Here is a 25421-nt window from a genome sequence, read left to right on the forward strand (position 1 = left end):
GGACCGCGCCTGAGTTGTACTTCAAGGAGATTTAATCATGAGGGTCGTGACCTCAGGCTCTGCTTATCTGGATATAGACGCTTACGCTTGTTGCATAGCCTACGCTGAACTGCTGAATCACCAAGGTGTTCAAGCGCGTGCGGTCAGCAGTGCGCCACTCAATTTCAGCGTTTGCGCCAGTGTGCTCGGTTGGAAGGCCTCGCTGGACGATTACCAACCCGGCGCCGACGATGAGTTCGTGTTGGTGGATGTCTCCGACTACCATCATTTTGACCCGGTCGTGGTACTCGATCAGGTGTGCGAAGTGATTGACCATCATCCAGGCTTTGAAATCCACTGGGCGCAGAAGCTGGGTGCGGATGCTGATATCCGGCCAATCGGTGCCGCGGCAACGCTGGTTTTCCAGCGTTGGGAAAGGTCCGGCCTGCTGCCGCAGATCAGCCGGCACAGCGCTGCGTTATTGGCCACGGCGATTCTGGACAATACCCTGAACTTCACCGGAAAAATGACCGCATCCCTGGATATCTGGGCCTACGAGGTGCTGGCGCGGCGGGCGGGGCTGACGGCGGATTGGCCGCAGCGTTATTTCAGCGAATGCCAGGCTGCGATCGAAGCCGACCTTGAGGTCGCCCTGGCGGCTGATATGAAACACATGACGGCCACGCGCAACCTGCCGCAGCTCATTGCGCAAATGACGGTGTGGGATGCGCAGGGGTTGCTCCAGCGGCATCACGCAGCCATTGAACAATGGCTGGCGGCGCAAGGTGAGGACTGGCTGTTGAACGCTATCAGCATCCGCGAGCGCAAGAGCTATTGGTTGGCCGAGCCTTCTCTCAGCCAGCAGAAGCTGAGCCTGCTGCTGTCGCTCGATTGGCAAGGTACACAGGCCGTGCTTGGGCGTGCGATGCAGCGCAAGGAGCTGGTGAAGCTGGCCCTGGCTGCCGCACGCGAAGACCTCAGCGTACGAGGCAAGGCCGTTTGTTGTTGAAGGCCCAGCCCGGTATCAAAAACTGCATCGCCACGCTGTCGTCCCGCGCCCCAAGGCCCATGCCTTTGTACAGTTCGTGGGCCTTGGCCACGGCGTCCATATCGATCTCCACGCCCAGGCCCGGTTTGCTCGGCACCTTGACGTAGCCGCCCTCGATTTTCAGCGGTTCCCGGGTCAGGCGTTGGCCGTCCTGCCAGATCCAGTGGGTGTCGATCGCAGTGATGTCGCCCGGCGCGGCGGCGGCCACCTGGGTGAACATCGCCAGGGAAATATCAAAGTGGTTGTTGGAGTGCGAGCCCCAGGTCAGGCCCCACTCATTGCACATCTGCGCCACGCGCACCGAGCCTTGCATCGTCCAGAAGTGCGGGTCGGCCAGGGGAATATCCACCGACTGCAGCTGGATCGCGTGGCCCATTTCACGCCAGTCGGTGGCGATCATGTTGGTCGCGGTTTTAAGCCCGGTGGCACGGCGGAATTCGGCCATGACTTCGCGGCCCGAGTAGCCGTTTTCTGCGCCACAGGGGTCTTCGGCGTAGGCCAGCACGTGGTGTTGATCGCGGCATAGGCGGATCGCTTCTTTCAGTGACCATGCGCCGTTCGGGTCGAGGGTGATGCGTGCGTCCGGGAAGCGCTCGGCCAAGGCCGTCACCGCTTCGATTTCTTCATCGCCACTCAATACGCCGCCTTTGAGCTTGAAGTCGTTGAAGCCGTATTTGGCTTTGGCGGCTTCGGCCAGGCGCACCACGGCCTCGCTGGTCAGGGCTTTTTCATGGCGCAGGCGGAACCATTCGTCATCGGTGTCCGCCTCGTTGCGGTAGGCCAGGTCGGTGGCCGTGCGATCACCGACGTAGAACAGGTAGCCGAGCATTTTTACTGCGTCACGCTGTTGGCCTTCGCCCAGCAGGGCGGCGATGGGCACTTCGAGGAATTGACCGAGCAGGTCGAGCAGGGCGGCCTCCATGGCGGTGACGGCGTGGATGGTGATGCGCAGGTCGAAGGTTTGCAGGCCACGGCCGGCGGCGTCCCTTGAGGCAAAGGTGGTGCGCATCTGGTTGAGGATGCGCTGGTACTGGCCGATGGGTTGGCCGATCACCAGGCTGCGGGCGTCCTCCAGGGTTTCGCGGATGCGCTCGCCACCGGGCACTTCACCGACACCGGTGTTGCCCGAACTGTCCTTGAGGATCACGATATTGCGGGTAAAAAATGGCCCATGGGCGCCGCTCAGGTTCAGCAGCATGCTGTCGTGGCCGGCGACGGGAACGACTTGGAAATGGGTGACGACGGGCGTGGTCATGGCAGGATCCTAATAAGCTTAAAGAGGTTTGCTGATAGCGGTGCCTGTTGCTGCAACGCTCGGCGGCGCCAGCACGGCAGAAGGCGAAGTCTTGGCAAAAAACACCAGGATGGCCGCCAGCACCGAGGTGCCGGCCAGGCCATACAGGCCGCCCTGGATCGAGCCGGTGGTCTGCTCCAGAAAGCCGAAGGTCGTAGGCGCCACGAAGCCGCCCAGGTTGCCGATGGAGTTGATCAGCGCGATCACGGCAGCGGCGATGCGCACATCCAGGTAACCCTGTGGGATTGGCCAGAACAGCGAGGACGCGGACTTGAACCCGATGGCCGCAAAGCAGATCGCGACAAAGGCGAAGATCGGCCCGCCGGTGGTGGACATGAACATGCCGGCGGCGGCAATCAACAGCGCGGCGGCGACCCAGGCTTGCTGGAACTTGAACTTGCCCGACAGCGCGGCGAAGGCGTACATGGCGATGATCGAGATCAGCCACGGGATCGAGTTAAAGAAGCCGACCTGCACGTCGCTCAGATCGCCCATCTTCTTGATGATGCTCGGCAGCCAGAAGGTCGCGGCGTAGATCGTCAGCTGGATGCAGAAGTACAAGGCGCAGAACAGCAGGATCTGGCGGTCCTTGAGCAGCTTGGCAATGGTCGGTTTGATGGTGGTCAGCGCCTCACGCTCGCGCTGTTCCTGGTCGATGGCGCCAACTAACGCGTCCTGTTCTTCGCGGGTCAGCCATTGGGCGTCGTGGGGTTTGGAGTCGAGCCAGAACCACACAAAAAAGCCCAGCGCCACAGAAGCCAGGCCTTCGATGGCAAACATCCATTGCCAGCCGTGAAACCCGAACCCTTCTATCTGCAGAAGTGCCCCCGACAGCGGGCCGGAGATCAGCGACGCAACCGCCGAGCCACTGAGGAAGATGGCGATGGCTTTACCGCGCTCCACGCCGGGCAGCCAGCGCGTGAAGTAGTAAATCACCCCAGGGAAAAACCCCGCCTCGGCCACGCCCAGCAGAAAGCGCAGGACGTAGAACTGGGTTTCGTTCTGGATGAACGCCATCAGCGTGGCGACGATGCCCCAGGTGAACATGATGCGGGTCAGCCAGATGCGCGCACCGACCTTTTGCAGCAGCATGTTGGAGGGCACTTCAAAGAGCGCGTAGCCGATGAAAAACAACCCGGCGCCCAAGCCGTAGGCGGCCGCGCCGATACCCAGGTCATGCTCCATGTGCGTGCGCACGAAGCCGATATTGACCCGGTCGATGTAGTTGAGAATAAACATGATCACGAACAGTGGGAGCACGTGGCCCTTCACTTTGCTCACGGCGCGCGTGAGGACCGAATCACTTTCTGGAGCGGCAGATGCGTGGTTTGAATTGCTCACAATTGAAAAACTCCCCCTGATTTATTTTTATGCGGGTTTGCGTGTTTTGTTGCCAGACATCATACAAGTGGTTTTCTTGAGTTCGCAATGTGGCGGTAACTGTTTTTGTTCTTATAAGGCGGCTGATTGGGTATGTATTTTGGTTATTTGACTCGCGTTTATTGGGTGTTTTGATCGTTCGTCGATGGGGTTAACGTATATTCCACCTCGACGTACGGCTCGCGAAGGCTGGCGATTCAAGCGCCATTCAGATTAGTTGTCATACAAGTTGGTAGCTTTATGAATCAAGCCAGCGCCTACTCGGGGCAGGGTGTTAAGCTCCCCTCAGCCAACCCCGTGGACCCATAGTGATGCCCATTGAAAGCGCAAACCCTGTGCGTAAACGTTCCAATAACCTCGCCCAAGGTGTGGTCGAGGCGCTGACCCAGCGCATCCTGCTGGGCCAGCTCAAACCCGGTGAAAAATTGCCGTCCGAGTCCAGCATCGTGCTGGAGCATGGCGTGAGCCGCACAGTGGTGCGCGAGGCGATCTCCAAGCTGCAGGCGTCGGGGCTGGTGGAGACGCGTCACGGCATCGGCACCTTTGTGTTGGTGCAGCACGCCCAGCAAGGTTTGCGTTTGCATGTGGACACGGTCGCCAGCGTGCGTAACATGCTCGAGCTGCGCTTGGGCCTGGAGGTGCAAGCCGTGGCTTTGGCCGCGCTGCGCAGGAGCGACGAACAGCTCGCACACATGCGCCAGGCGCTGGACGATTACCAGGCCTCGCTGGCCAGCAACGACAGCTGTGTGGAAGAGGACAAGCGCTTTCATCAACTGATCGCCGAGGCCACCGGCAATACCTTTTTTACCGAAATCATGCTGCACCTGGGCAGTGCGATGATCCCGCGCACCCAGGTCAAGGGCGTCGAACGCGGCGGGGCCGACTTCGCCAAGCTGGGGCAGTTGGCGAACCTTGAGCATGAGGCGATCTTCAATGCCATCAAGCGCCAGGACCCGGACGCGGCGCGGGCCGCCATGGTGCTGCACCTGACCAACAGCCGGGACCGGTTTTCCGGGGAATGACAAGGAACCACCGTTGAACGAACACACATTGTCCATGCGCCTGGAGCGCGTGGCCGCCAACGTGCCCGCTGGCGCGCGCCTGGCCGACATCGGCTCGGACCACGGCTACCTGCCGGTGGCCTTGATGCGCCGTGGCGTGATCACGGCAGCGGTGGCGGGGGAAGTGGCGACCACACCCTTTTACGCAGCCCAACGCACCGTGCGCGACAATGGCCTGGAGCAACACATCAGCGTGCGCCTGGCCGATGGCTTGGCAGCGATTGAACCGGGCGATGGGATCACCGCGATCAGCGTCTGTGGCATGGGCGGCGAGACGATCCGCGACATCCTCGACAACGGCAAGGTGCACCTCAGCGGCCAGGAACGCCTGGTCCTGCAACCCAATGGTGGCGAGCAACCCTTGCGCCAATGGCTGATGGACAACGGCTATCGCATCCTCAGCGAAGAGTTGCTGCGGGAAAACCGCTTTTACTACGAGATCATCGTGGCCGAGCGCACAGGCGCCGTGACCTATACCGATCAGCAGCTGTACTTTGGCCCGTTGCAAATGCAAGCCCGCAGCCCGGAGTTCCTGGCCAAGTGGCAGCGGATGCTGCGCCAGAAGCACAAGACCCTGGCCAGTTTTGAGCAGGCACGCCAGGCGGTGCCGGAGCAAAAACTGCAAGAAATTGCCCGGCAGGCGCGGTGGATTACCGAGCTGCTGGCGTGAAGTGACTTGTAACTTTTCCTACGCATGTGCAAGGATCTGCCCATGACTCAATTTTCGCAAAGCAACCGCCATCATCCCCACGGACCTTCCTTCAGGTGCCGTGGTTGCTTGCGCTCACTGATTGACCAGACCCACTGATCACTCAATGAACCCCACCCAAGGCGCCTATGGCGCCTTTTTTATTGCCTGCAAACACTGGAGATTCAACCCATGACAATGCTACGTGGAACCCGAATGGTCACCGGCAAAGAAGCCGCAACGATGCGTGAAGTAGAGGGCCGTTTCCGGAGCTATCTTCATCGAAGCGGGCGCTGAAGAAGTCATCGTGCCGGCTCTTTGGGGCCAGGACACGTTTATCGAAAAAACCGGCGGCAGTGAAATCATCGGGCAGATGTGGGCCTTCGATGACAAGGCGGGCCGCAAGTGCTGCCTGATCCCGGAAGCCACTGCGCTGTTCCAGGAGCGCAACGCCGACTTGCTCGAGGGGCGCGCGGCGGCGATGTTTTTTTACGTGGCGCGGTGTTATCGCTATGAGCGGCCGCAAGCCGGCCGTTATCGTGAGTTCACTCAACTGGGGCTGGAGATTCTAAGCCCTGACCCTGGGTTGGCGTTGCAGCGCAGCCAGGCCCTGTGTACTGGGTTTCTGGACACGCTGGGGCTCGACTATGCGCTGAACCTGGCCGTGAAACGTGGGCTGAGTTACTACCTGGAGGGCAACGGCTTTGAGGTGCGCTGCCCGACATTGGGTGCGCAACAGCAAGTCGTGGGCGGCGGGGCTTACCGTGAAGGCGCGGGCTTCGGTATCGGGCTTGAGCGGTTGGTGCTGGCGTTGGCGTGAAGCACCAGGCGTCTCCCAGTGGGAGGCGCCTGCTTTGCTGGCCTCGAATATGCTCCAATAGCCGCCTTCTTTTGCTGACCCCAGGAACCCTGCCATGGCCGAGACCACCGACCAAGCCTTCTACGACCGCGCAGATGCGCATATCGAACTGTCGAACGAGCAGCTCAAGACCTGTGAAAACCTCGGTGAGGTCAGCGCCTCGATGATGTTCGGCACCACGCGCTTCAATGCCTGGGCCAGCGCCCGCAACTTCAAGTCCGGCGCCGAGATGGCCGAGGCCCGTGAGGCGATGCTGAAGTATTTCTGTGATCAGTACAGGATGATGCTTGAGGATAACCTGGATGATCACATCAATAATTTCAGTCAGTACATGCGGGTGAAAGTGGCGGATTAAGAGGGTGGTGGGGGAGGGGCTGTGTGCTTGGCAGCCCACAGTTACCGTTTCACTCTCGTCATTGAGTGTTTTTGCCCCATTTTTGCGCACGCCCGCGCACTTTTTGATTGCCGCACCGCCTATCTCCGGCCCCTCCTGCAACGGCCCGTATCTTGCTAGAACCAAGCTAATCAATGACATGGCATTTTGCTTCTAGTCATTTCCAGCTTGTTTTTGGGAGCGGTCGGCCATGCACACTCTTTTATCACCCGGTATCCATTTGCTCGGCCGTTTCGGTTTTGCGCGCAAATTCCAGGTGCTGTTTTTCCTGTTCATGCTGCCCCTGGCCGGGAGCCTCTGGATGATTGGCTCGGACTATCGCGGCAAATTGAACGTGATTACCAGCGAGCAGTCCGGCGTGCACCAACTGCTGGCCCTGGACACGCTCGATGGCCAATTGACTGCGCAACGCAACCTGGCCGCGCGCTGGAAAGCATTGGATATCCTCCACACCCCAACCCCTGCCGCCCAGGCAGCAATGGATAAAGTGGATGCAGGCAACCCGATGATTATGCAAAGCCTGCAAGGCTTGGGTGAAGCACTCAAAGCCCGCAACGCCAGCGCCGACACGCTTGCGCGGTTCGAGGCATTGCAGGCGGCGGTCAAGGGCATGGACACCCAGTCCCTGCGCACCGTGGGCTGGTGGCCGGACGGCTACGACCGTTTCACTGCTGCGTTGACGGCGCTGCAAACCTTGCGCGAGCAAATCACTCTGGATACTGGCCTGATCCTCGATCCGTGGCTGGAAACCTACCTGCTGATGCAGATCTCCACCCAGCAAACCCCGGACCTGATCGAGCGCATCGGTCGCACGGCCAGCGTCGGCCAGTCGTCCATCGCTTCGGGGCAGTTCACCTTGCAAAGCCGCTTGCAGATGCGCGACCTGCGCGGCCGTATTGGCGATGCACGTGACCAATTGGCCAAGGCCGCCGCTTCGCTCAAAGCCAAGCAATATCCTGGGATCGAGCCGTGGACGGCGCAATATGACAGCAGCCTGCTGCTTCTGGATAACGAACTAAAAACCTTGGATGAAGGCGTGTTTGGCGGCACCATCAAATTGGACACCGCCGCCTTCGACCGCAGCGTCGACAGCATGTTGGGCGCGTTGGGGGCGTTGCGCAGCCAGTCGCTTAACTCACTGGATGCGCGCCTGAGTGACTACCGCGAGCGCTCGCTCCAGCACTTTATTCCGGTGGCGGCGACGTTCAGCCTGCTGGCCCTGGCCGCGTTGTACTTGTTTACCTGTCTGCAAGCCTCGATCCGCCGCAGTGCCAGTGGCATCACCACGCTGGCCGAGTCGTTGCGCGACGGTAACCTGTGCGTCGAAGTGGCGGTAGAAGGGCGTGATGAATTGGCGGCGATCAGCCGGGCGCTCAACGTTGCCGTGGTGCAATTGCGCACCAGCCTGCTGGGCGTCAATCACGAAACCCAGCAACTCGGTTCTGCCGTACTCACACTCAACGCGCAGTCAGGCAGCACCCTCACCGAGGTGGAAGACCAGCAACACCAAATCAGCCAGATTGCGGCCGCCGCGACCCAATTGGCCGCCACCTCCATGGGCGTGGCCAAGAGTTGCGAACAGGCCTCGGGGAGCGCGCAGCACACAAGGCGCATCGCCGAAGACAGCAGCCGCGACAGCCTGCGCACCACGGCAAGCATCCAACAGCTCAACCAGCGCCTGACCGACACCGCCAACGCCCTGGAACAGGTCAGCCAGCAGGGCCAGCAGATTCAATCGGTGGTCGACACCATTCGCGGTATCGCCGAACAGACCAACTTGCTGGCGCTCAACGCGGCCATCGAGGCTGCGCGTGCGGGCGAGCAGGGCCGTGGGTTTGCCGTGGTGGCCGATGAAGTGCGCAGCCTGTCGCAACGCACCCAGGCGTCCACCGCACAGATCGCCGGCACCGTGGACAGTTTGCGCGCGACTGTCAGCCAGGCGGTCAGCCTGATGGGCGCGGCGTGCGACCAGGCATTGACCGACGCCGAATCCGTCACCGGCCTGGGCACCCGCCTGGGCGAAATTGCCGGTGCGGTGCAACACGTCACCGACACCCTGGCGCAGATCGCGGCAGCGGTGGAAGAACAGGCTGCAACGGCGGATGAGGTCAGCGGCAATATCCAGCAGGTCGACCAGGCGGCAGGGCGCTTGCTGGACGGCGCACGGGCGGTGAATCAGGCGGCGGATACCTTGCGCAAGGGCAGCCGGGCGCTGAGTGATAACACGGCGCGCTTTCGATTGGGCTGAGGCGCGGGCAGGTCAACAATATTTACCGCAGATACGCTCGGGCTGCGTCTCATGCTGAGGGTTCATTCCATCAGTATGAGGACCGTGCCCATGAGCACGCCGAGCCCTACATCCGCGTCACCGACGTTTCAGGAAATTCGTACACACCTGCTTGAGATCGACCCGAGCCTGCGCACGCAAACCCGGGAGCCTGTCGTATTACCTGCCGAACTGCATGCGCTGGAACAACTGAACACCACCCTGATCAGCGCCAACAACGTCCTGTTGGCGAGGTCACGCAGCTTGTTCGAGGCATTGACGGAGGCAGATCTCAGCCAAGCGGCCGGCAAGACGTTGCTTGCTCAACTCAAAACCGACTTGGACAAGCACCTGCTAGGCCTTGACGAAGTCAGCACGGTGGGCATTCAAGGCCGCAAGAGCTACCTCACCCAGGCGGCTGGTCTTGGCGCGTTGGAGCAGCAAGCCAAGCTGGATGTGCGTGATTACCTGCTAAGCCCTGCCGAACAGCGCATGGTTGAAGACTGCTCCCGAGGCCCGATCTTTCGTCCTGGCATGTACTCGCTTAATTTCAGCTACCAGGACAAAACCGTGGAATTTGCCGGGGCCTTCGTTCTTACGAGAAAGTCCAGCCCAGTCGTGGACAACCTGACGTCGGTAGAAAACCTCGGCCAGGTCTTGTTGTTCACGCCAAACAGGGGGCTGGAGGCCTTCGACTCTCTGGTGCAGCTCGACCAGAGCCTCAAGGCGACTTTGGCGCTACCGGCGGGGCGAGCGGAGTTCTGCCGACACTTGCCTGTACGTTATCAAACGCTGGATGTCGTCGATATCTGGCCCTTGCAATTGCTGCCCATTGACGGCGAGCCACTGTTCGAACACACCTACAACGCGATTATCGACAAGCGCAGCCAGGACATCGAACTGGCATTGAGCCTGGTAGACAACCCATTGCACGAGGCAACGCAGCTCAAGTCAGCATTGGACAACGCGGTGACAGCAGCGCTGCCAGACTTGTCGTCACGCTTGGCGTTCAGGCGCCAACAGCTACTCGAGCGCGGCGTCTATAACAGCCTGCCGGATTGGTATCGCAACGCGGCTGTGACGGACCAGCAAACCCTGAGTCGTTGCATGCAGGATTACAATCAGGCCCGGGCTACCTATATCGAGCTGCTGGGGCCTGTTGCGTCGCCTCAAGCCCTGGCAAGTTTCCAGTTGACCGAGTATCTGGACGAAGCGCTGGAAATCTACGACCTGGACCCGCGTCACCTGAACATCACCACCCGACGCAACGTCGCCAATGTCGGCACCTATGAGCAGACCCGCAATCTGGTGCAATTAAGCTATGACGGGCTGCATACCGACGACGAGTTGCCCGGCTCTGATTTTTTGACCACGACCGCCCTGACCTATGCCGACGCGCCACTGCAAGGTGACCATGCCGTTCTGAGTGCGCAAAGCCTGCTCCACATCCTCCGCGAACCTGGCCTGCAACCGCGCCTGGACTATGCCGCGCTGCAAAAAAAAATGCAGGCCGAAACTGGCTACAAGCAGGCCACTCGCGACCTGTTTGATCATCGCCTGGTGTTGCTTGCCTTTGTCGCCCGGTTGCGAGGCGACCTGAGCCCGGCAGACCACAGGTTGTTCGAAACGTTGCGGGCCGGTACGAACCCGCTCCTGTGCGCACGCACCGTGCTGTTGCATGGCGCGCAACTCAAAGACCTGTGGTTATTGCGCGAGGAAGATGCCAACGGCCAAATCCGACGCTTGCTGTTGTGCACCCCCGATTCGCCACGTGAGCGACAGTTCCTGGCGTTCACCACCGAGCTCGAATGCCAGGCGCATATCATCGGTTGGGCCGATGACAACACCCGGTTAAAGGGTCGCACCATGAGCGACTACCTGTTGGAGCAATGCCCGCTGCGTTTTCGGCCGAAGATGCGCACGTTCCTCAAAGGCTTGGGCTTCAGGCCCGGCGCAAAGGAACATGAGGAGGTGACATTTGGCCCTGTGTGCTCCCACACGGTATGCCTGGACGCCATGGTCATGCATGGGCAAAGCGCAGCGCAGGACGACTACGAATACAGCACCCCGCTGTGGTATCGCTCAGCCCAGGCGGCGGACCGAACCCGGTTGACCAGCCTTGCCGAAGATGCCGCAGGTGCCTTGCGCGTCTATAACGCCATGCCCGATTCAGAAGCGAACTTCATTAGCTTCAATGCCTATCTGCACGATAAAGCCAAACTCAGCCTGAACACGCTGCTTGGTCGCCGTCAGAATGATATCGACCCGGATAGCGTGTTTGTGTCGGCGCCCTGGCCGTTGCTGGGCGGTGCGCCGAAGCCCATTTCCTATACCCGGCTGTACAGGGACGGTTACACGGATAACGTCGGGTTCATCGACCCGAAATTCTCCACTTCGGCCACGTTCAGCGGGCCGGTGGGCGTGGACCTGAGCCGTTTGACCCCGCAGAACGTATCAAGGGCGGTGACGGGTGTATGGATCGGGCAACGCTACACCGACGAAGTGCGCGCCAACTTGCAAAGCGCGAGCAGTCCCGGTTACGCCAAACGGCGCGACGCCACCTTGACGATCACACAACTGCAGATGAAGTACGCCGCACTCGATGGCTGCCTGCGCGGTCATATCGCCCGAGTCGACTTGACCTGGTTGGAGCGTGCGATCGACAGCCTTGGCGACACAGCGGCGGCGACCCGCTCGACTTATCAGGTACATCGCCTGAGCATTGACGGCGATTGGGTGATAGGCAGCTACCTGTTCAGCCATGCAAGCAACCCGGTTTTGCTCTACACCCCCAACGCACCCGATGGCATCGGTTTTCGTGAAGCGAAGCTATTCAACTACTGGCTGAAAAAGGTCGACGGTGTGTCGGACTACCTGCAGGGTCGGGTGCCGGTCCAATCTCAGGTACGGATCGGAGCGTTTCTGAAGACTGCCCGCAATGGCTTGCCCGAAACGATTGACCGTACGACCCCAAGCCCGGCGCGCTATGACCGGATAACCCCGGACACCACCGTGAGCGACCCGCGCAATGATTTTTACAACATGGTGTTGCAGCGCAAAATAGACGATGTAGTTGCCTCCACGGTCAATCGCACGGAGATGATCACGGGGATTCTGTGGACGTGCGTCGAATTGGTCACTGCCATCGCCACTATCCCTTTTCCCGTATTGAGCCTGGGCCTGGGTGGTTTGCTGGCGTTCAAGGACGCGATGCTCGCTATCAGTGCCTACCAACAGGGTGACACGGGCGAAGCCTTGAAACACTACATTGGCTACCTGGCCAATGTGGGCGGCGCTGTGCTGTTTGACTTTCGCCCGGCCCTTAAAGCACTGCGCGTGCGGCCGGTGACCAAGGCGCTGAAGCAGGCCACGCTGATCAACGATATAGACCCAGGCATTGCTGCCGGAATGAAACCTGTGATGTTCAATTCCGAGCAGTTCTGGATCAAAAACACACCGGACTCCCTGGGGCGGCATCTGCTGTTTCGCCGTGACCCAGTCACCGGGCAAATGCAGTCAACCACACGTGTGGTCAACCAGAACAGCGATGGCCATTGGGTGCGCTTCACGACTCCGGGAGGCGGGCGCCATACGCTACTGCGCGAAGAGGTCGACGAGTTACTGGTGCCCTACGAGATTGCACCCGAGCAAGGGAAGTACTTCAGGCGCGCGCTCGACCTTGAATATGTGCGCATCGTTACCAGCCCTCCGGACGACGCCATTGCACAGGGCATAAGTGACGGGGCCTATCTTCAGTTGAAGCCTCTACGCGACAGCTATCTCGATCAGATGAAACACCTGACTCAAGACGCGGACGCGTTTTATGCCTCGCCTCCAGCGCGCCCGGACCGTAGCGGCTTGCCGGTGCTGGCACCGGATTCCAGCCCATCTACTGCGCTTGCCACCCTGTTTCCACTCAAGAAGCGGCTGATCATTGGCGCATCCAATACCAGCGTTGCCAGTAAGCAATTACTCATCGAAAACCTGCAAGCCTTGAAAGCGCAAGGGCTCAAGCGCGTGTACGTTGAAAACCTGCCGGCCGATGTTTTCCGGACCAAACTCAAAATTATCAACGGCGAAACCCAGGGTGACGTGGCGTATGCCTTGAAACAGGTCGAGGACCATCTGGCGCGGGTAGACTCAGGCTTGGGCTGGGACGCGGACGCGCCTTTTACCTACCGTAAACTGATGCTTGAAGCCCACAAGCACAAGGTCGCGATCGACGGCGTGGACGCCTCGAGTTCTTATCATATGGAGCATGTGCTGGCGCTGTCTGAGCAAGAGCGGTTTATCCCTCGCAACAGCAAACTCAGGAACTTCTATTCCCACAAAGCCCTTTCACAAAACGACCCCGATGATGGTTGGATCGCCCTGGTTGATCACACCCGCATAGGGAGCACGGACGAAGTGCCGGGGCTGGCCGATTTGCAGAATGTCATCGCCCTGCGTGTGGAGGATGTTACCCCGGGCCAGGCGGTGGGCATCTCGCCTGATACTGCCTCCGCCGCGTTGTCCCGGGGTGATTACCGGATGACCATGGCGCCGGCATCACAAGCGCTGCCGACGGCGGGTCCTTCAAGGGCGGTGCCGGCGCCCGCTGCACCGTCCCATTACAGTGAGTTCGATCTGCCCGCGTCGTTTAAAGCGCACCTGGATGAAATGGTGCACTCGCATCGTGACTTGGATACTCGCTACGGCTTTGGGATTGGGCACCTGTATGAGGCGGCGTTCAAGGGGTTCAAGAACACCCGTAATCGTTTGGAGAAGGCCGCCAAAGCCGCCTTTGCCACTTACACGCCCCCGGCACGGTCCACCTTCGTCGAACTGGGTACGGTGGCCAGCGAAGAGGCGTTCGTCAAGCTACTGTACAAACTCAAGCGCGGACTGATTGTTGCTGAAGCGCATGCGGATAAGGCGAGTAAACAGTTCCTGATTAAATACATGAAGCTATTGAAAGAGCAGGGTGTAAAAACCTTGTATCTGGAACACCTGCTTACCGATCTGCACCAGCTTGAACTGGACGTTTTTTATAACACGCTGAAAATGCCGGAAAATCTCAAGCGCTATCTGAGGGCGCAGGACCTCGGCCATATGGGGAGCGGTTACACGGGAAAAAACACCTACACCAAGGTCGTCAAAGCGGCGAACAAGGCGGGCATCCGCGTCCGGGCTCTCGACTGCACCGCCAGTTACCACGTCAAAGGCATGCACGACTTGAACGCCCGCCAGAGTGTGTTCAGTTACTTTGCCAATGAGGTGATCAAGGCTGATCAGGCGGCACTGGGGCCGCATAAGTGGGTCGCACTCATGGGCACCTCCCACGCCGACATCTATCAGGGCGTGCCAGGCATTGCGCAATTGCAGGATGCGGTCAGCTTGACGGTACGCGATGTCGCGCCCGACCATGCGCTGCCTCTGCACCGTGGAGGCTGGGAAATCCTCGAGCGCGGGGTCAAGACGCCCGCGGGCACGGCCATGCGCAGTGACTTCAAGGTGCATGTCGGTGTGGCCGGTACGCCGGCGCCGCGCCCGATGGTTGCAGCGGATCGTACATGGATCAGAAGTGTCGGCGATTTCCTGATCGAGCGGCCTTCAATGACCCAAGCCAATGTGCTCCATCGTTCTAACGCTGGAGATATCATTTCCACGCCTGTTCAAATTGACGATAAGGGGCAGTTCTTTATTGAGCGGTGGCCACAGTTGCAAGCAAAGCGTTACCCAAGTTTGGATTTTTTGATTCATGCACTCAAGACGGATGTGCAGTTGAGGGCCGTTTCCGCTTCGACCCTGCCGAGCGTGCGCCTGAAAAACATCGGTGACTTCCTGATCGAGTACGCTTCATCCACCCAAGCCAGTCTGCTTCACCGTTCCAGGACTGGAGAGATTATTACCACCCCGATAAAAAGTGACGAGGTGGGGCAGTTGTTTATCGAACGCTGGCCGCAGTTGCAAGGCAAGCGGTATGCAACGATGGAGGGCTTGGTGGATGCGCTCAAGAAAGACGTGCTTTTGACTGCCGTCGCCTGATCACGGGCGCTTGAGGGGCAGCCTCTCGTGAAGGGGCTGCCACAATAAATCGTGGGCACTCCACTGGGCTGGCGTAGTCTCATGGCCAGACACCCACGCTTATCCTGCGGAGCTTCCCATGATCATCGTCCACCACCTCAACAACTCGCGCTCACAGCGCATCCTCTGGCTACTTGAGGAGCTCGGCCTGCCTTACGAGATCAAGCGCTACCAGCGCGACCCGAAAACCAACCTGGCGCCCCCGGAGCTCAAGGCCATCAACCCACTGGGGAAATCCCCGGTTATCGAAGATGGCAGCCTGGTGTTGATCGAATCCGCCGCCATCATCGACTACCTGATCCGCCGCCATGGTCAAGGCCGCCTGCAACCTGATCCTGCCTCTGCGACCTACGACAAATATGTGCAATGGCTGCATTTTGCCGAAGGCTCGGCCATGCTGCCGCTGATGCTCAACCTCTACGTCGGTCGTCTGGGTGAAGCCGGTGCGCCGTTGCACCCGCGTATCGAGTCGGAAGTGGCCAACTACCTGGGCTATCTGAATGACGTGCTGGCGGATACGCCGTATCTGGTCGGTGACGAACTGAGCGGCGCGGACATTCAGATGAGCTTTATCGGTGAAATCGCCAAGGCCCAGGGCAAGTTGCAGGCCTATCCAAACCTGGCGGCCTGGGTGCAACGCTTCCAGGCGCGACCTGCGTACCGCAAGGCGGTGGAGCAGGGCGGGGAATACGCGTTCGCCAAATAGGTCAGGCCAGAAGGCACAATTGCCCCTTGTGGCGAGGGGGCCAGCCCGCTCGCCACGGGTCTGTGTCCCCCATTCTTAAACGCTATTGCCCTCGAAACGCTTTAACGAAAACGCCGACAGGTCCAGGTCACTCGACCCACGCATGCACCACTGCGCAAATGCCTCACCCAGCGCCGCCGAATGCTTGAAGCCATGCCCCGAGCACGGCGACACCACCAGGGTGTGCTGCAACGTGGGGTGTTCGTCGATGATGAAATCGTGGTCCGGCGTCACGGTGTAGGCACACACCGCCGCCTTGAGCACTTTGGCCGACACGCCGGTTATTCGGCCCTTTACCTGCTGTTCGTACATCTCCTGGGCTTGCGCCGCCGAGACCGTGCGGTCCAGCGTTTCAGGCGTGGCCGTGGTGTGGTACTGCGCCGTAGCCAGCTTCATGCTGCCTTCGCCGGGCAACGCCGGGAACCCATAGTGGGTCTGACCTTGTTCGTGCGTGAGGATATAGGTGGGGGATTTGCCCACCAGGTCGGCCCCAGGCTCCAGCGCGAACCAGAACAGCTGTTGCCGATAAACACTCAGCAACCGGTCAAACGGCGCGCCGAGTAATTCGCCGGCCCAGTTGCCCGCACTCACCACCAGCTTATCGGCCTGTAGCGTGCGCTGGTCGGTGGTCACCGTCACGCCATGAACATCCGAACTGATGTGGGTCACCGTCTCGCCCTTGTACAGCGTGGCGCCGTGTTGCTCGGCCAAGGTGAGTTGCACATCAATGCAGCGCTCAGGGCGCACAAAGCCGCCGCCAGGCTCGTAGTAGCCGATGGCGCTGTCCGCCACCTGGGCAAATTGCGGGAAACGCTGGCGAATCTGCGCAGCGTCCAGCCGCTCATGTTCAATGCCGTAGGTTTGCGCCAGGCCAATGGTGCGCAGGGTGAAGTCGGTTGCATCGCTGGGGTCAAAGTCATCACGAGAGGTGAGCACCAGCAACCCCGACTGCTCAAACAGCGCCTGCCCCGACAACGCCTCAAGCTCGCGCCAGATAGCGTGCGAACGCCGCACAATGGGCACGTACTGCGCGCCTTCGCCCACCGACAGCCGCGTAATACGCGTATCGCCATGGCTGGAGCCAAAACTGTGGGGCGGGTGGTGGCGGTCGATGCCGGCGACTTTCACACCGGCTTTTGCCAGTTGATACACCGTGGCGGCACCCATGGCGCCCAGGCCGATGACCAGCGATTCATAGCGTTCCAAGGTTGGTACTCGTGTGTGAGGTGAGGGCGTAGTTGAGGCTAAGGCGTGGGAAAAAACAATGGGGGATAAGGCGGTAGCCTGTACCCCGTTCAGGAAACCCACAGTTGATCTTCGTCGCCCCGCAATCCCCTGTGGGAGCTGGCTTGAACTGCGATAGCCGGTTAACACGAAGTCTGTGGCAGGTGGGCTGTTGTGGCGAGCAGGCTTGTCCTGCGTTGGGCTGCGAAGCAGCCCCAGTAAAGGCACTGCAATTTTCCTGAAAGAACTCAGCGTCTGGATTTGGGGCCGCTTCGCAGCCCAACGCAGGACAAGCCTGCTCGCCACAGGAGAAATTGGCTGCCTTCAAACGTTGTGTAGATATCCATAGCTATCGTAGGCAAGCCAGCTCCCACATTAGCGCCGCGTCAGGCCAGTCGTGCCCGCCAATCGCCGCCATGCTGGAGGTTGCAGGCTTCTTCGCAATCAAAGCGCACGCAGCGCTCGATTTTCACGGGGGCCACCTCGGCGTCGTGCAGCGCAACAGCCGTCAGTTCGCGCATACGTTGGTCCGCGCCGCTTGCCAGGGCCAGCTCCTTATTGGCCCGCGTATCGAACACCCAAATCACCCGCAGGCTCTGCGGGAACGCAGCGTAATCAACCGTGTGAGTCAGCCACTCGAAGCCTGGGATTTCAGCCTTGGCGGTTTCGCAGGCGTCGGTCAACGTGGCGACCAGGCGGCGTTCGAGGCGGGCGGTGTCGCGTTTGGTTGGGGGCATCAAAGGTCCTGAGATTTAATAAAAGTCATAGTAGAGCGCCCATTCGCCCGTGACGGCGTGCTTCCAGAACATCAGGCTTCCACTGTCTACGACGTTCAGGTTTATTTTCGCGTCCGAGGATATCTGGAACACAAACTCAAAGCCCTCACCCGGATCAACACCGGACTGGCAAAAAGATGGGTAACCACCGATCTTGTGCTCGTAGGTGTGCGTCACCAGGTCGTAATAGCTTTGAATTGCACCTGTTCGCTCCAGCTTGAGTATTTCATCCTCAAGGTCGGAAGGCACGCCGCCGCCATCCCACAAAGGGAAGTCTTCAGGCACAACCTCCGCACTCAATGGGAAGGGTTTGAGGAAAGCGCCATCTACCGAGAGCTGCTTGCGAACCAAGAGGTCTTCCGGCCCATATTCACGAATCAGCCAGTTGTTCCCCATCGGTTCGAAGTGTTCGGGAAAAGGCGCTGAGACAAACACTGTCAGTACGCGAATCCCTTCAAGCACTGGGCAATAGAAGGGCAGGTTGGGCAAGTAAAACTGCGCGTACGGGAGTAACTGTACCCCGGCGTCGTTGGTCGGAACGACTTCATCGGGTTTAAACAGAAACACATTTCCAAGCCAGCTTTCCTCATCCGTGCCGGCGGGGCGAAAACCACCGGCAGTCAGTTTGAGCGCAGGTCTGGCCAAGCGTTGCCGGATGTCTTTTATTTCCATGCTGAACTGAAACTCCTTAGACCTGAATGTAACACCGCGCCTCAACAGCGTGCAGCCGCAAGGTCAGACCCGATGCGAAGCACACCACCACGTGATGGTCGGCGGGGAAGGTATCGCAGAGGTAGAACGTTTCTGTCTCGGCATCGGCCGCCACAATGCCGATGGCGTGAAGCACCGTGTCGTCTTCAATCGGGCTGTCATGGCGCCCTTCGGCCGAAAAAAAACTCACGCCATGGAACGTGACGGTGATCTCCCGAGGCTCTTCGGGCGGCACCCAGTCCCCGGTCCGCCGTGTAAACCTGAGCGACAGCGTGCGCTCAGACAGCGCGTAATGGATGTCGCTGGCGACATAGAAATTGTGCAGGTCACAGGCGCGTCCTTCGACCTCAACCTCTATATGCCCGAGTGCAAAACCATGGAATTTCATCGCGCCTGCCTATCGCTGCTGAAACGCTACTTTCAGCCCCAGCCCCATAAACAGCGTGCCGATGATCTTGCCTTCCCACCGACGCAGCTTGGATAGCCCCTTGAGCCCGCGACTTAACGGGCGAATCGAGAGTGCCAGCAAACTCGTATAAACCGCGCTGAGCCCCGAAAAAATCAAGCCCAGCACGGCAAACTGCACCAACGACGAACCCGATTCCGGGTGTACAAATTGCGGCAGGAACGCCAGGAAGAAGATCGCCGTTTTCGGGTTCAACACCTCAGCCCCAATCGCCTGGAAAAACGCCTGGCGCGGCGTCACCGCCGGTAGCTCCAATCGCGCATGCGTGCCGGTTTTGGCCATGAACGCGCGCACGCCCAGGTAGATCAGATACGCCGCGCCAGCCCACTTCACCGCGTTAAACGCCGCCGCCGAAGTCATCAAAATCGCCGACAGCCCCAACGCCGCGCACAGGGTGTGAATCAAATCGCCGCACGCCACACCCAGCCCGGTCGTAACACCGACCTTGCGCCCGCCTTGAATTGTGCGGGTGAGCACCAGCAGCACGGAAGGGCCGGGGATCAGGAAAAGGCCGAGCACCACGGCGATGTAGGTGACGAGGGCAGTGAATTCAAACATGGCGGGTTATCTCGCAGATGGGCGCGGCCTACAGTAATCCTCATGTAGGCAGCCAATGCAACGCCGATCAAGCAAACGCGGCGACCATAAACGCCTCCAAGCCTTTCTCCTCCAGAATCTCGATAGAGAAATGCCCGAAGCGCTTAGGCAACCAAATGATCCGTGTGCCGGACGGCGACTGTAGATCCGCCAGGCTCAAGGGCCGGCCGTTTTCATCCTGCGGCTGCACACCCTCGGCCATCAACTCGGCATAGGCCACCTCGATATCCGGCGTGGTGTAGCAATGCCGATAAATCATGCCCTCACCGTGCGCGTCCAACAGCTCGCGCAAGTTGCCCGCCACCGGCTGCACCAGCATAAAACGCTCCAGGCCCATCAACGCCACCGCATACCGCACATGCAGCCCGCCGCGTTCCCACACCTGGGTGTTGGAGATTTTGGCCTTGAGGATCTTGGCGTAATAAGCGCAGGTTTCTTCAAGGTTCTCGACCAGTACGTCGACGTGGCTGAACTTCAGCTCCATTACAGGCCCTCTTGGCGGGTGTGGATTAAGGCGACAGTAGCCGATTTACAACTGTTAACGAATTGAAAGTCGCGTTCGATATAGGCTTCGAACAGTCCTAACCCCCTGTTCACTGAGCCCACAACCATGAAACTGCCCGCCATCGCTGCCGCATTTTTTGTACTCGCCACCCTGCAATCACCCTGGGCACAGGCCGCAACGCCCATCACCCACGTCGCCATCTACCGGGGCCCGGCGGGCTGTGATGACTGTTCCGAGAACGTCAAAAACGCCTTGCTGCGGCTCAGCCCCAACTATCAGATCGACTTTGTAGGCGCGGATGAAGCCATCGACATCACCCCGCAAAACCTTGCACGCTATGACCTCTATGTTCAGCCGGGCGGCGGGCAGGATATTCCGGCTGCGCTCGACAGCTTCGGTGATGCACGCGTGGACGCCATTCGAGACTACGTGGCCAAGGGCGGGCGCTACCTGGGGTTGTGCATGGGCGCTTATCTTGCCGATAACAGCAACTTCGGGTTGATACCCCAGGACCTCGACTCCGAAGCCGGGCGACCGGGGTTTGAAGTGCGCGGGATTGAAGACGCGGCGGTGCGAGTGGTGTGGGATGGCAAGCCGGACAGTGTGTTCTATCAGGATGGGCCGTACTTTCCCAAGGTTAAGGGGCACGCGCCGTATACGGTGATCGCGACTTATCGCAATGGCGATGTGGCGGCGGCGCGGTATCGGTATGAGAAGGGCGTGGTGGTGCTGAGCGGGCCGCATCCGGAGGCGGGGAAGGAGTGGTTTGAGAATGCGGGGATTGCGCTGAGTGAGATGCCTCGGGGGGAGTTGTTTGGGGTGTTGGTGGGGCGGGTTGGGGGATGATGTATGTGTCTAGGTTTGTTCGGTAGATGGTTGTTGAGAAGGTCAGCTTACGGCCAATAGCTGTCTCTCGTAACAGGCCGAAGTCGACCCAATGCGGACGTTGAAATACGTTCTGAGCGTAAGTAAAGATGTTTCTTCTTCCCTTTATTCTGTGGAGCGAGAGCGTTTGCAGGCGCGGACTGGGGAGTTGGAGACTGTGTTGGGGCAGAGGGCTTGATGCTTGCGTGATATAAGCAGCATCAAATCGCCATTACCATTGTGTGCGATTTCCCTGATACTACGCGCACTCACTCCGCCTTAATCAGGATCCCTCTCTCATGGACGATTTTCTGCAAACCGTGGCGCTTCTGCGAGCGAGATATCAGCGCCCGCCAGCTTTCAATCTCTTCTCCGTATTACGTAGCTCAAGTGACGAGGTTCGGCTTCATTCGCGCTTCCTTGCGTTCCTGCTTGATCCCAAGGCTACCCACCATCAGGGAACAACCCTCCTGAATCTCCTGTTGAAGCGACTGGGCATCGAGAACTTCGACTCAGAGAGTGTGACTGTCGAGGTCGAGTACCAGAACATCGACATCCTGGTCCGCAACCTATCCGGGCAAGCACTGATCATCGAAAACAAGATCTACGCCGGCGATCAGGATGAGCAGCTCTGGCGCTATCACCAGCGAATGCACGCAGAAGGTTACGCCGAAATCTGGACCACCTATCTCACCCTGGAGGGTTCCGAGCCCACTGAGCGGAGTCGCAAGTCCCTGCCCGTCATCCTCCTCAGCTATGAAGCTGAGATTGTGTCTTGGCTCAAGGACTGTGTCTCGCTGGTTGCGCGCGAGCCCGGCGTGCGAGAAAGCGTTTTCCAGTACATCGAACTACTCCAGAAGCTGACATCCAGTGACCAGAGCGAGATCTACATGAACAAGCTGAAAGAACAGATCCTGCTAGGCGAGAACCTTTTCGTGATCGCCGATATCAACCATGCATTCAACGCCGTATTGGCCGATCTACAGATCGACATCTGGGAGCGCATGACAGCGTATCAAGCTCGCCAATATCCTCAACTCGGCAAACCTGAAATTTCGGCCACGAAAGAGGCGGTTTACGCTTATTACAAAAAGGCCAAAAACAGCAAGTACATCGGCCTCACTTTCCCTTTCACGTTTATGAAGGGGGGCGTGTACATCGAACTCAATCATCGTCTCTACAGCGGCTACTACTGCGACGGTGAGCAGTTCCCGGAGGATCGGGAGCGCCTCATGGCGCTGGGTCGATTGATCGCGCCCAATACTCGCAGTTCAGGCACCCTGTTCTGGAAATTCCCCAAGATCAATGTGAACTTGCATACGCCCACCAATGAAGATTTGGTTCTCCTCCGGGATCCGCAGACGAGGGAGTTAATTGCTGTCAGCCTGATCGATGACATGCACGATCTGTTGCAACGCGCTCATCAGCAATTCGCTTAAGCGCAGGCATAGCATTCAAGGGGAAATGACGTTTGGCCAAATTTGAAGACCTTCGCTCTTGGGAAAAAGCCCTAGGGGCTGTCGTTGAGCTTGGGGGCAAAGCCAGTCGGAAAGATGTTGAAGACTGGATCCTCACCAGGGATCCGGGGTACAACACCAACAACCTGGCAGACCTCTACATGTTGTCCGTCAACTCACCTGCCCGGACTGGCTACACACAAAATGAAAAGCCGCGTAGGACTGATCAGGGCAATCGTTACGACAGGCTGTTCAAGGTCGGTAAGGGGGCCTTTGAGGTTTACGACCCGGTCCAGCACGGCATTTGGGAAATCTACCCCGATGCATCTTCGGGTAGCCGATTTGGTGTTTCTGTTCGGCGAGTTTCGAATCCGGTCGAGCAAGCACTGGCAGACGCTGAGGAGGTTGCTGAGCAAGGAGTCACTTTTGATCCTGAGGACATCGTCGATGCCAGAAAGCGCGTAACCGCCGACATTGTCCGTCGCCGCGGGCAACCCGCATTCCGCAAAGCGCTGATGGGAGCTTATGACAGCGCCTGTGCCATCACAGGATGCAACCTGCCTGCCGTGCTCGAGGCTGCTCACATTTACCCCTATAAGGGAGTTCATACCAACGTTGTATCGAATGGAATTCTGTTAAGGGCGGACATTCATACCCTGTTCGATTTGCGGCTGATCGCCATCGAGTCGGAGAAGATGGTGATACGGGTTTCACCAGAGTTGATCGATACCGATTACGCGACGCTGGACGGCTCTTTGGTTCGTCTGCCAAAACAGGATTCTGATCGAGTGAGTGCAGAGGCATTGGATTGGCACTGGAGTCAGTGTGGGTGGGGGGCTGAATCAGGAAGCGGGTCTGTCGTGGAGTAGATATGAGTAGGGATAACGAAGAAAGTCACCATGAGATTATGCGTGCCCAGCCTGAGCCGAGAGTCTGAAGCAGAACGGAATAGCCGGCCGGTAGCGGTTGCTTCTGAACCTCCTCTTATGGCCGATCGGTGCCCTCCACGAATGGCACCGATCGGCCAAGAGCAGTTGTTCATAGGCAACCGTTTTCGCCCCATAGCGGCCTGTGACAGGTAAATACATTCGTTCTCTCTGTCTTAAAAGATCAACTGACTGCTGCTCCTGAAGAACCTATTCAAGTTTGTGATGGTGAGCATTGATGCGCCGGCCCGGATGACATGCCGTAATATCCGACCGAGCTAAACTCACCACTTATAATGAGCTAAAGGAATACCGCTCCAGCTGATAGAACCGTACGAACTTTGATTGCGACGTCCTCACCACCAACCTTTGATAGTTCGTAAAAATCTCTATACGCTTCAGGGTTTGGCACGATAATGGTTGCATTACTTATATCAAACTCAAAGTTATTGGGGGTGCGCCACTCTCGCTCATGTGTCCAATCAATAATACTATCTGAATTGGATAGATCAAATCTCACAATTCGCCACCATTGATCTCTAGGTAAGATTTCCTTTGCCAACTTGGTGTTTTCATATAAAACGGGACGCCCTCCCTTGTTGTAAACATAATCTTTCTGAAACATCAAGCCATAGGCAGAATACCTAGCTGCCCTATCGTTTTCTTTTGCGTCCATTGCTTCGTATTGATAGTTTTGGCAAATTGAATATAGAGGTGCCTCTTGAAAGCAAACTGCCGGAGTATCACCAACAATGAAACCTGATGTGGTTGTGCTGCCCATTAGAACTCTTGCTCGCAGGATTTTTATCAGTATTTCAACCGCACGAGCATCTTTCGTTCTTTTTGTTAGATGAGTTACCTGGCCAGTGATATCACTCCTTGAGGCGCTTCGTTGAATCCATTTGTCTTTGTTGTAGCGCACGTTAGCATTCCATCCATGTCTAATTTATAGCTATTTATCAATAGCGTATTCAGTGCTAGAAATACTATGCCATAGATTCTACGGCTGTAGAGGAAGTAAAAAATTTTAAATGAAGGCAGAATGCAAGATATCAAATCGCCATCTTTGCGTCTACTGTTTGACTCCACAGTCGCTAACAGCCCTTCACGAAGGACAGCATGAGTCGGAAGCTGCCGCTCGCGAATGACCGCGAACTACCCATAGCCTACATACGATAGATGTATCGTTAGGACCAGCGTAGGTTCATAACAAATCTGAGATGCGACTCATTCTCGCATTAGTACTTTATCATGTTCCGTTAACTCCATAAGTCCAAGCTCCTGCCACCAAGAAATGAGGCTATTGAACTCTCGATCAAGCCATTCATACTTTTCTAATACGCGAGGCGAATCTTTGAACTTTTCAAGATTTTCGTCAATGTGTCCACGCACTCTGTATAAATATGAATCATACGCACCAGCATGCGGCGGATATAAAAACCATGTCCAATAGCGCTGATAATAAAAGCCGTCTATATCAAGCCCATAAAAAGCAGGAGCTAAAGGCATTTGCCCTTCTTTTAGGGAAAAGAAATTAATAATTTCAGGATCTATGATTACCCTCGGGAAAACTGCAAACTTCTCCTCAAGCGTGAACGCTCGAACATATGAGCTACCAAAAATCACCCGCTCCTTATGAAATAACTTGCCTTTAGTAATAGCCCCCCTGCAAAATATGCCATCGGAAGCTAAGTCGGCGGTTATCTTATGAATTTTTCTTGATAACCCTTTGAAACCATCCATGGTTGGCTGGGCTGATATTATTATGCAGTCGGAAATGTATGTTAGCCTTGGATCTCCAAGTTCTCTTTCTATCAGTCCGTCTTCCGTTTCTTCGTATACCGGAAGATCTGTCGCATAGTTTGGCTCATAAGTCTCTTCATCCATGAAGTTTAAAACTGACCTTATCTTTCTAAATATCAGGTCATCTTTTGAGTTGCGCTCTTCTATGCCTCTGATTATTTCCTTGAAACCGAGAATATCGATAAATGCAACAAATCGCTCATCCATTAACTCATCATTTTTTAGCATGTTGACCTCGAAATTCGCGCATTATTTGGATTCCTTAACTATATAATTTAAAATAAAAAATCTACTACTTCAGTAGCATCCGTC

At 57.8% G+C, this 25421-nt stretch carries 21 protein-coding genes; 11 read left to right on the forward strand and 10 right to left on the reverse strand.

The genetic code is table 11. The features are described 5' to 3' along the window. The first annotated feature begins 37 nt into the window (after nucleotides 1–37). Complete coding sequence (locus AOA62_RS14400) at nucleotides 38–988, forward strand: DHH family phosphoesterase (RefSeq protein ID WP_017136962.1); 951 nt, start codon at nucleotides 38–40, stop codon at nucleotides 986–988. Here AOA62_RS14400 and gudD read toward each other — a convergent pair. Both gudD and AOA62_RS14410 read right to left on the reverse strand, forming a co-directional pair. Beyond that, nucleotides 957–2282, reverse strand: coding sequence for a glucarate dehydratase (gudD, locus tag AOA62_RS14405; protein ID WP_017136961.1), 1326 nt, complete (start codon nucleotides 2280–2282; stop codon nucleotides 957–959). The genes AOA62_RS14400 and gudD overlap by 32 nt on opposite strands. An 18-nt stretch (nucleotides 2283–2300) precedes the next feature. Next, nucleotides 2301–3662: an MFS transporter gene (locus AOA62_RS14410; RefSeq protein ID WP_099548969.1), complete on the reverse strand. Its 1362-nt coding sequence runs from the start codon at nucleotides 3660–3662 to the stop codon at nucleotides 2301–2303. 350 nt (nucleotides 3663–4012) lie between these two features. Between AOA62_RS14410 and AOA62_RS14415 the strand changes: the two genes are divergently transcribed. From AOA62_RS14415 to AOA62_RS14445, 7 genes are all read left to right on the forward strand, one after another. Beyond that, nucleotides 4013–4723: a FadR/GntR family transcriptional regulator gene (locus AOA62_RS14415; protein WP_099548970.1), complete on the forward strand. Its 711-nt coding sequence runs from the start codon at nucleotides 4013–4015 to the stop codon at nucleotides 4721–4723. Nucleotides 4724–4736: 13 nt separating this feature from the next. After that, complete coding sequence (locus tag AOA62_RS14420) at nucleotides 4737–5432, forward strand: tRNA (adenine(22)-N(1))-methyltransferase TrmK (RefSeq protein WP_017136958.1); 696 nt, start codon at nucleotides 4737–4739, stop codon at nucleotides 5430–5432. A gap of 292 nt (nucleotides 5433–5724) precedes the next feature. Next, nucleotides 5725–6270, forward strand: a complete 546-nt coding sequence (locus tag AOA62_RS14425; RefSeq protein WP_026013702.1) for an ATP phosphoribosyltransferase regulatory subunit — start codon at nucleotides 5725–5727, stop codon at nucleotides 6268–6270. A 94-nt stretch (nucleotides 6271–6364) separates the two neighbouring features. Further along, nucleotides 6365–6664, forward strand: coding sequence for a DUF3144 domain-containing protein (locus AOA62_RS14430; protein WP_017136956.1), 300 nt, complete (start codon nucleotides 6365–6367; stop codon nucleotides 6662–6664). 229 nt (nucleotides 6665–6893) lie between these two features. Then, complete coding sequence (locus AOA62_RS14435) at nucleotides 6894–8951, forward strand: methyl-accepting chemotaxis protein (protein WP_099548971.1); 2058 nt, start codon at nucleotides 6894–6896, stop codon at nucleotides 8949–8951. A gap of 90 nt (nucleotides 8952–9041) precedes the next feature. Beyond that, nucleotides 9042–14996 carry a membrane-targeted effector domain-containing toxin gene (locus AOA62_RS14440; protein ID WP_099548972.1) on the forward strand — a complete coding sequence of 1985 codons (5955 nt, stop codon included), beginning with the start codon at nucleotides 9042–9044 and terminating at the stop codon, nucleotides 14994–14996. 118 nt (nucleotides 14997–15114) lie between these two features. Continuing rightward, nucleotides 15115–15741, forward strand: coding sequence for a glutathione S-transferase family protein (locus AOA62_RS14445; RefSeq protein WP_017136952.1), 627 nt, complete (start codon nucleotides 15115–15117; stop codon nucleotides 15739–15741). Between the two features lie 75 nt (nucleotides 15742–15816). Here the strand turns inward: AOA62_RS14445 and solA are convergent, their stop codons facing one another. The 6 genes from solA to AOA62_RS14475 form a co-directional block, all read right to left on the reverse strand. After that, nucleotides 15817–16986: an N-methyl-L-tryptophan oxidase gene (solA, locus tag AOA62_RS14450; protein ID WP_099548973.1), complete on the reverse strand. Its 1170-nt coding sequence runs from the start codon at nucleotides 16984–16986 to the stop codon at nucleotides 15817–15819. Between the two features lie 404 nt (nucleotides 16987–17390). Beyond that, a complete protein-coding gene (locus AOA62_RS14455) occupies nucleotides 17391–17741 on the reverse strand; it encodes a hypothetical protein (RefSeq protein ID WP_099548974.1) in 351 nt (116 codons plus the stop codon). A gap of 15 nt (nucleotides 17742–17756) precedes the next feature. Further along, nucleotides 17757–18452, reverse strand: a complete 696-nt coding sequence (locus AOA62_RS14460; RefSeq protein ID WP_017136950.1) for a DUF1963 domain-containing protein — start codon at nucleotides 18450–18452, stop codon at nucleotides 17757–17759. Between the two features lie 16 nt (nucleotides 18453–18468). Beyond that, nucleotides 18469–18879, reverse strand: a complete 411-nt coding sequence (locus tag AOA62_RS14465; RefSeq protein WP_099548975.1) for a hypothetical protein — start codon at nucleotides 18877–18879, stop codon at nucleotides 18469–18471. A gap of 9 nt (nucleotides 18880–18888) precedes the next feature. After that, the gene (locus AOA62_RS14470) at nucleotides 18889–19515 is read right to left on the reverse strand and encodes a LysE family translocator (protein WP_099548976.1); all 627 of its coding nucleotides are present in this window, start codon (nucleotides 19513–19515) and stop codon (nucleotides 18889–18891) included. Nucleotides 19516–19582: 67 nt separating this feature from the next. Then, complete coding sequence (locus AOA62_RS14475; RefSeq protein ID WP_099548977.1) at nucleotides 19583–20038, reverse strand: VOC family protein; 456 nt, start codon at nucleotides 20036–20038, stop codon at nucleotides 19583–19585. 126 nt (nucleotides 20039–20164) lie between these two features. Here AOA62_RS14475 and AOA62_RS14480 point away from each other — a divergent pair, with 126 nt between their 5' ends. From AOA62_RS14480 to AOA62_RS14490, 3 genes are all read left to right on the forward strand, one after another. After that, nucleotides 20165–20905 carry a BPL-N domain-containing protein gene (locus tag AOA62_RS14480; RefSeq protein ID WP_099548978.1) on the forward strand — a complete coding sequence of 247 codons (741 nt, stop codon included), beginning with the start codon at nucleotides 20165–20167 and terminating at the stop codon, nucleotides 20903–20905. A gap of 317 nt (nucleotides 20906–21222) precedes the next feature. Beyond that, nucleotides 21223–22362, forward strand: coding sequence for a PD-(D/E)XK nuclease family protein (locus AOA62_RS14485; protein ID WP_099548979.1), 1140 nt, complete (start codon nucleotides 21223–21225; stop codon nucleotides 22360–22362). Nucleotides 22363–22394: 32 nt separating this feature from the next. Then, nucleotides 22395–23249 (forward strand): HNH endonuclease, encoded by an 855-nt coding sequence (locus AOA62_RS14490; RefSeq protein ID WP_099548980.1) that lies wholly within the window; start codon nucleotides 22395–22397, stop codon nucleotides 23247–23249. 358 nt (nucleotides 23250–23607) lie between these two features. Here AOA62_RS14490 and AOA62_RS31450 read toward each other — a convergent pair whose 3' ends face one another. Both AOA62_RS31450 and AOA62_RS14495 read right to left on the reverse strand, forming a co-directional pair. Beyond that, nucleotides 23608–24228 (reverse strand): DUF2971 domain-containing protein, encoded by a 621-nt coding sequence (locus AOA62_RS31450; protein ID WP_143521829.1) that lies wholly within the window; start codon nucleotides 24226–24228, stop codon nucleotides 23608–23610. A gap of 305 nt (nucleotides 24229–24533) precedes the next feature. After that, nucleotides 24534–25337 carry a hypothetical protein gene (locus AOA62_RS14495; RefSeq protein WP_099548981.1) on the reverse strand — a complete coding sequence of 268 codons (804 nt, stop codon included), beginning with the start codon at nucleotides 25335–25337 and terminating at the stop codon, nucleotides 24534–24536. Between the last annotated feature and the right edge of the window lie 84 nt (nucleotides 25338–25421).

Origin of the sequence: Pseudomonas sp. 2995-3, from assembly GCF_002742565.1 — a bacterium.
In the GTDB taxonomy this organism is placed as follows: domain Bacteria; phylum Pseudomonadota; class Gammaproteobacteria; order Pseudomonadales; family Pseudomonadaceae; genus Aquipseudomonas; species Aquipseudomonas edaphica.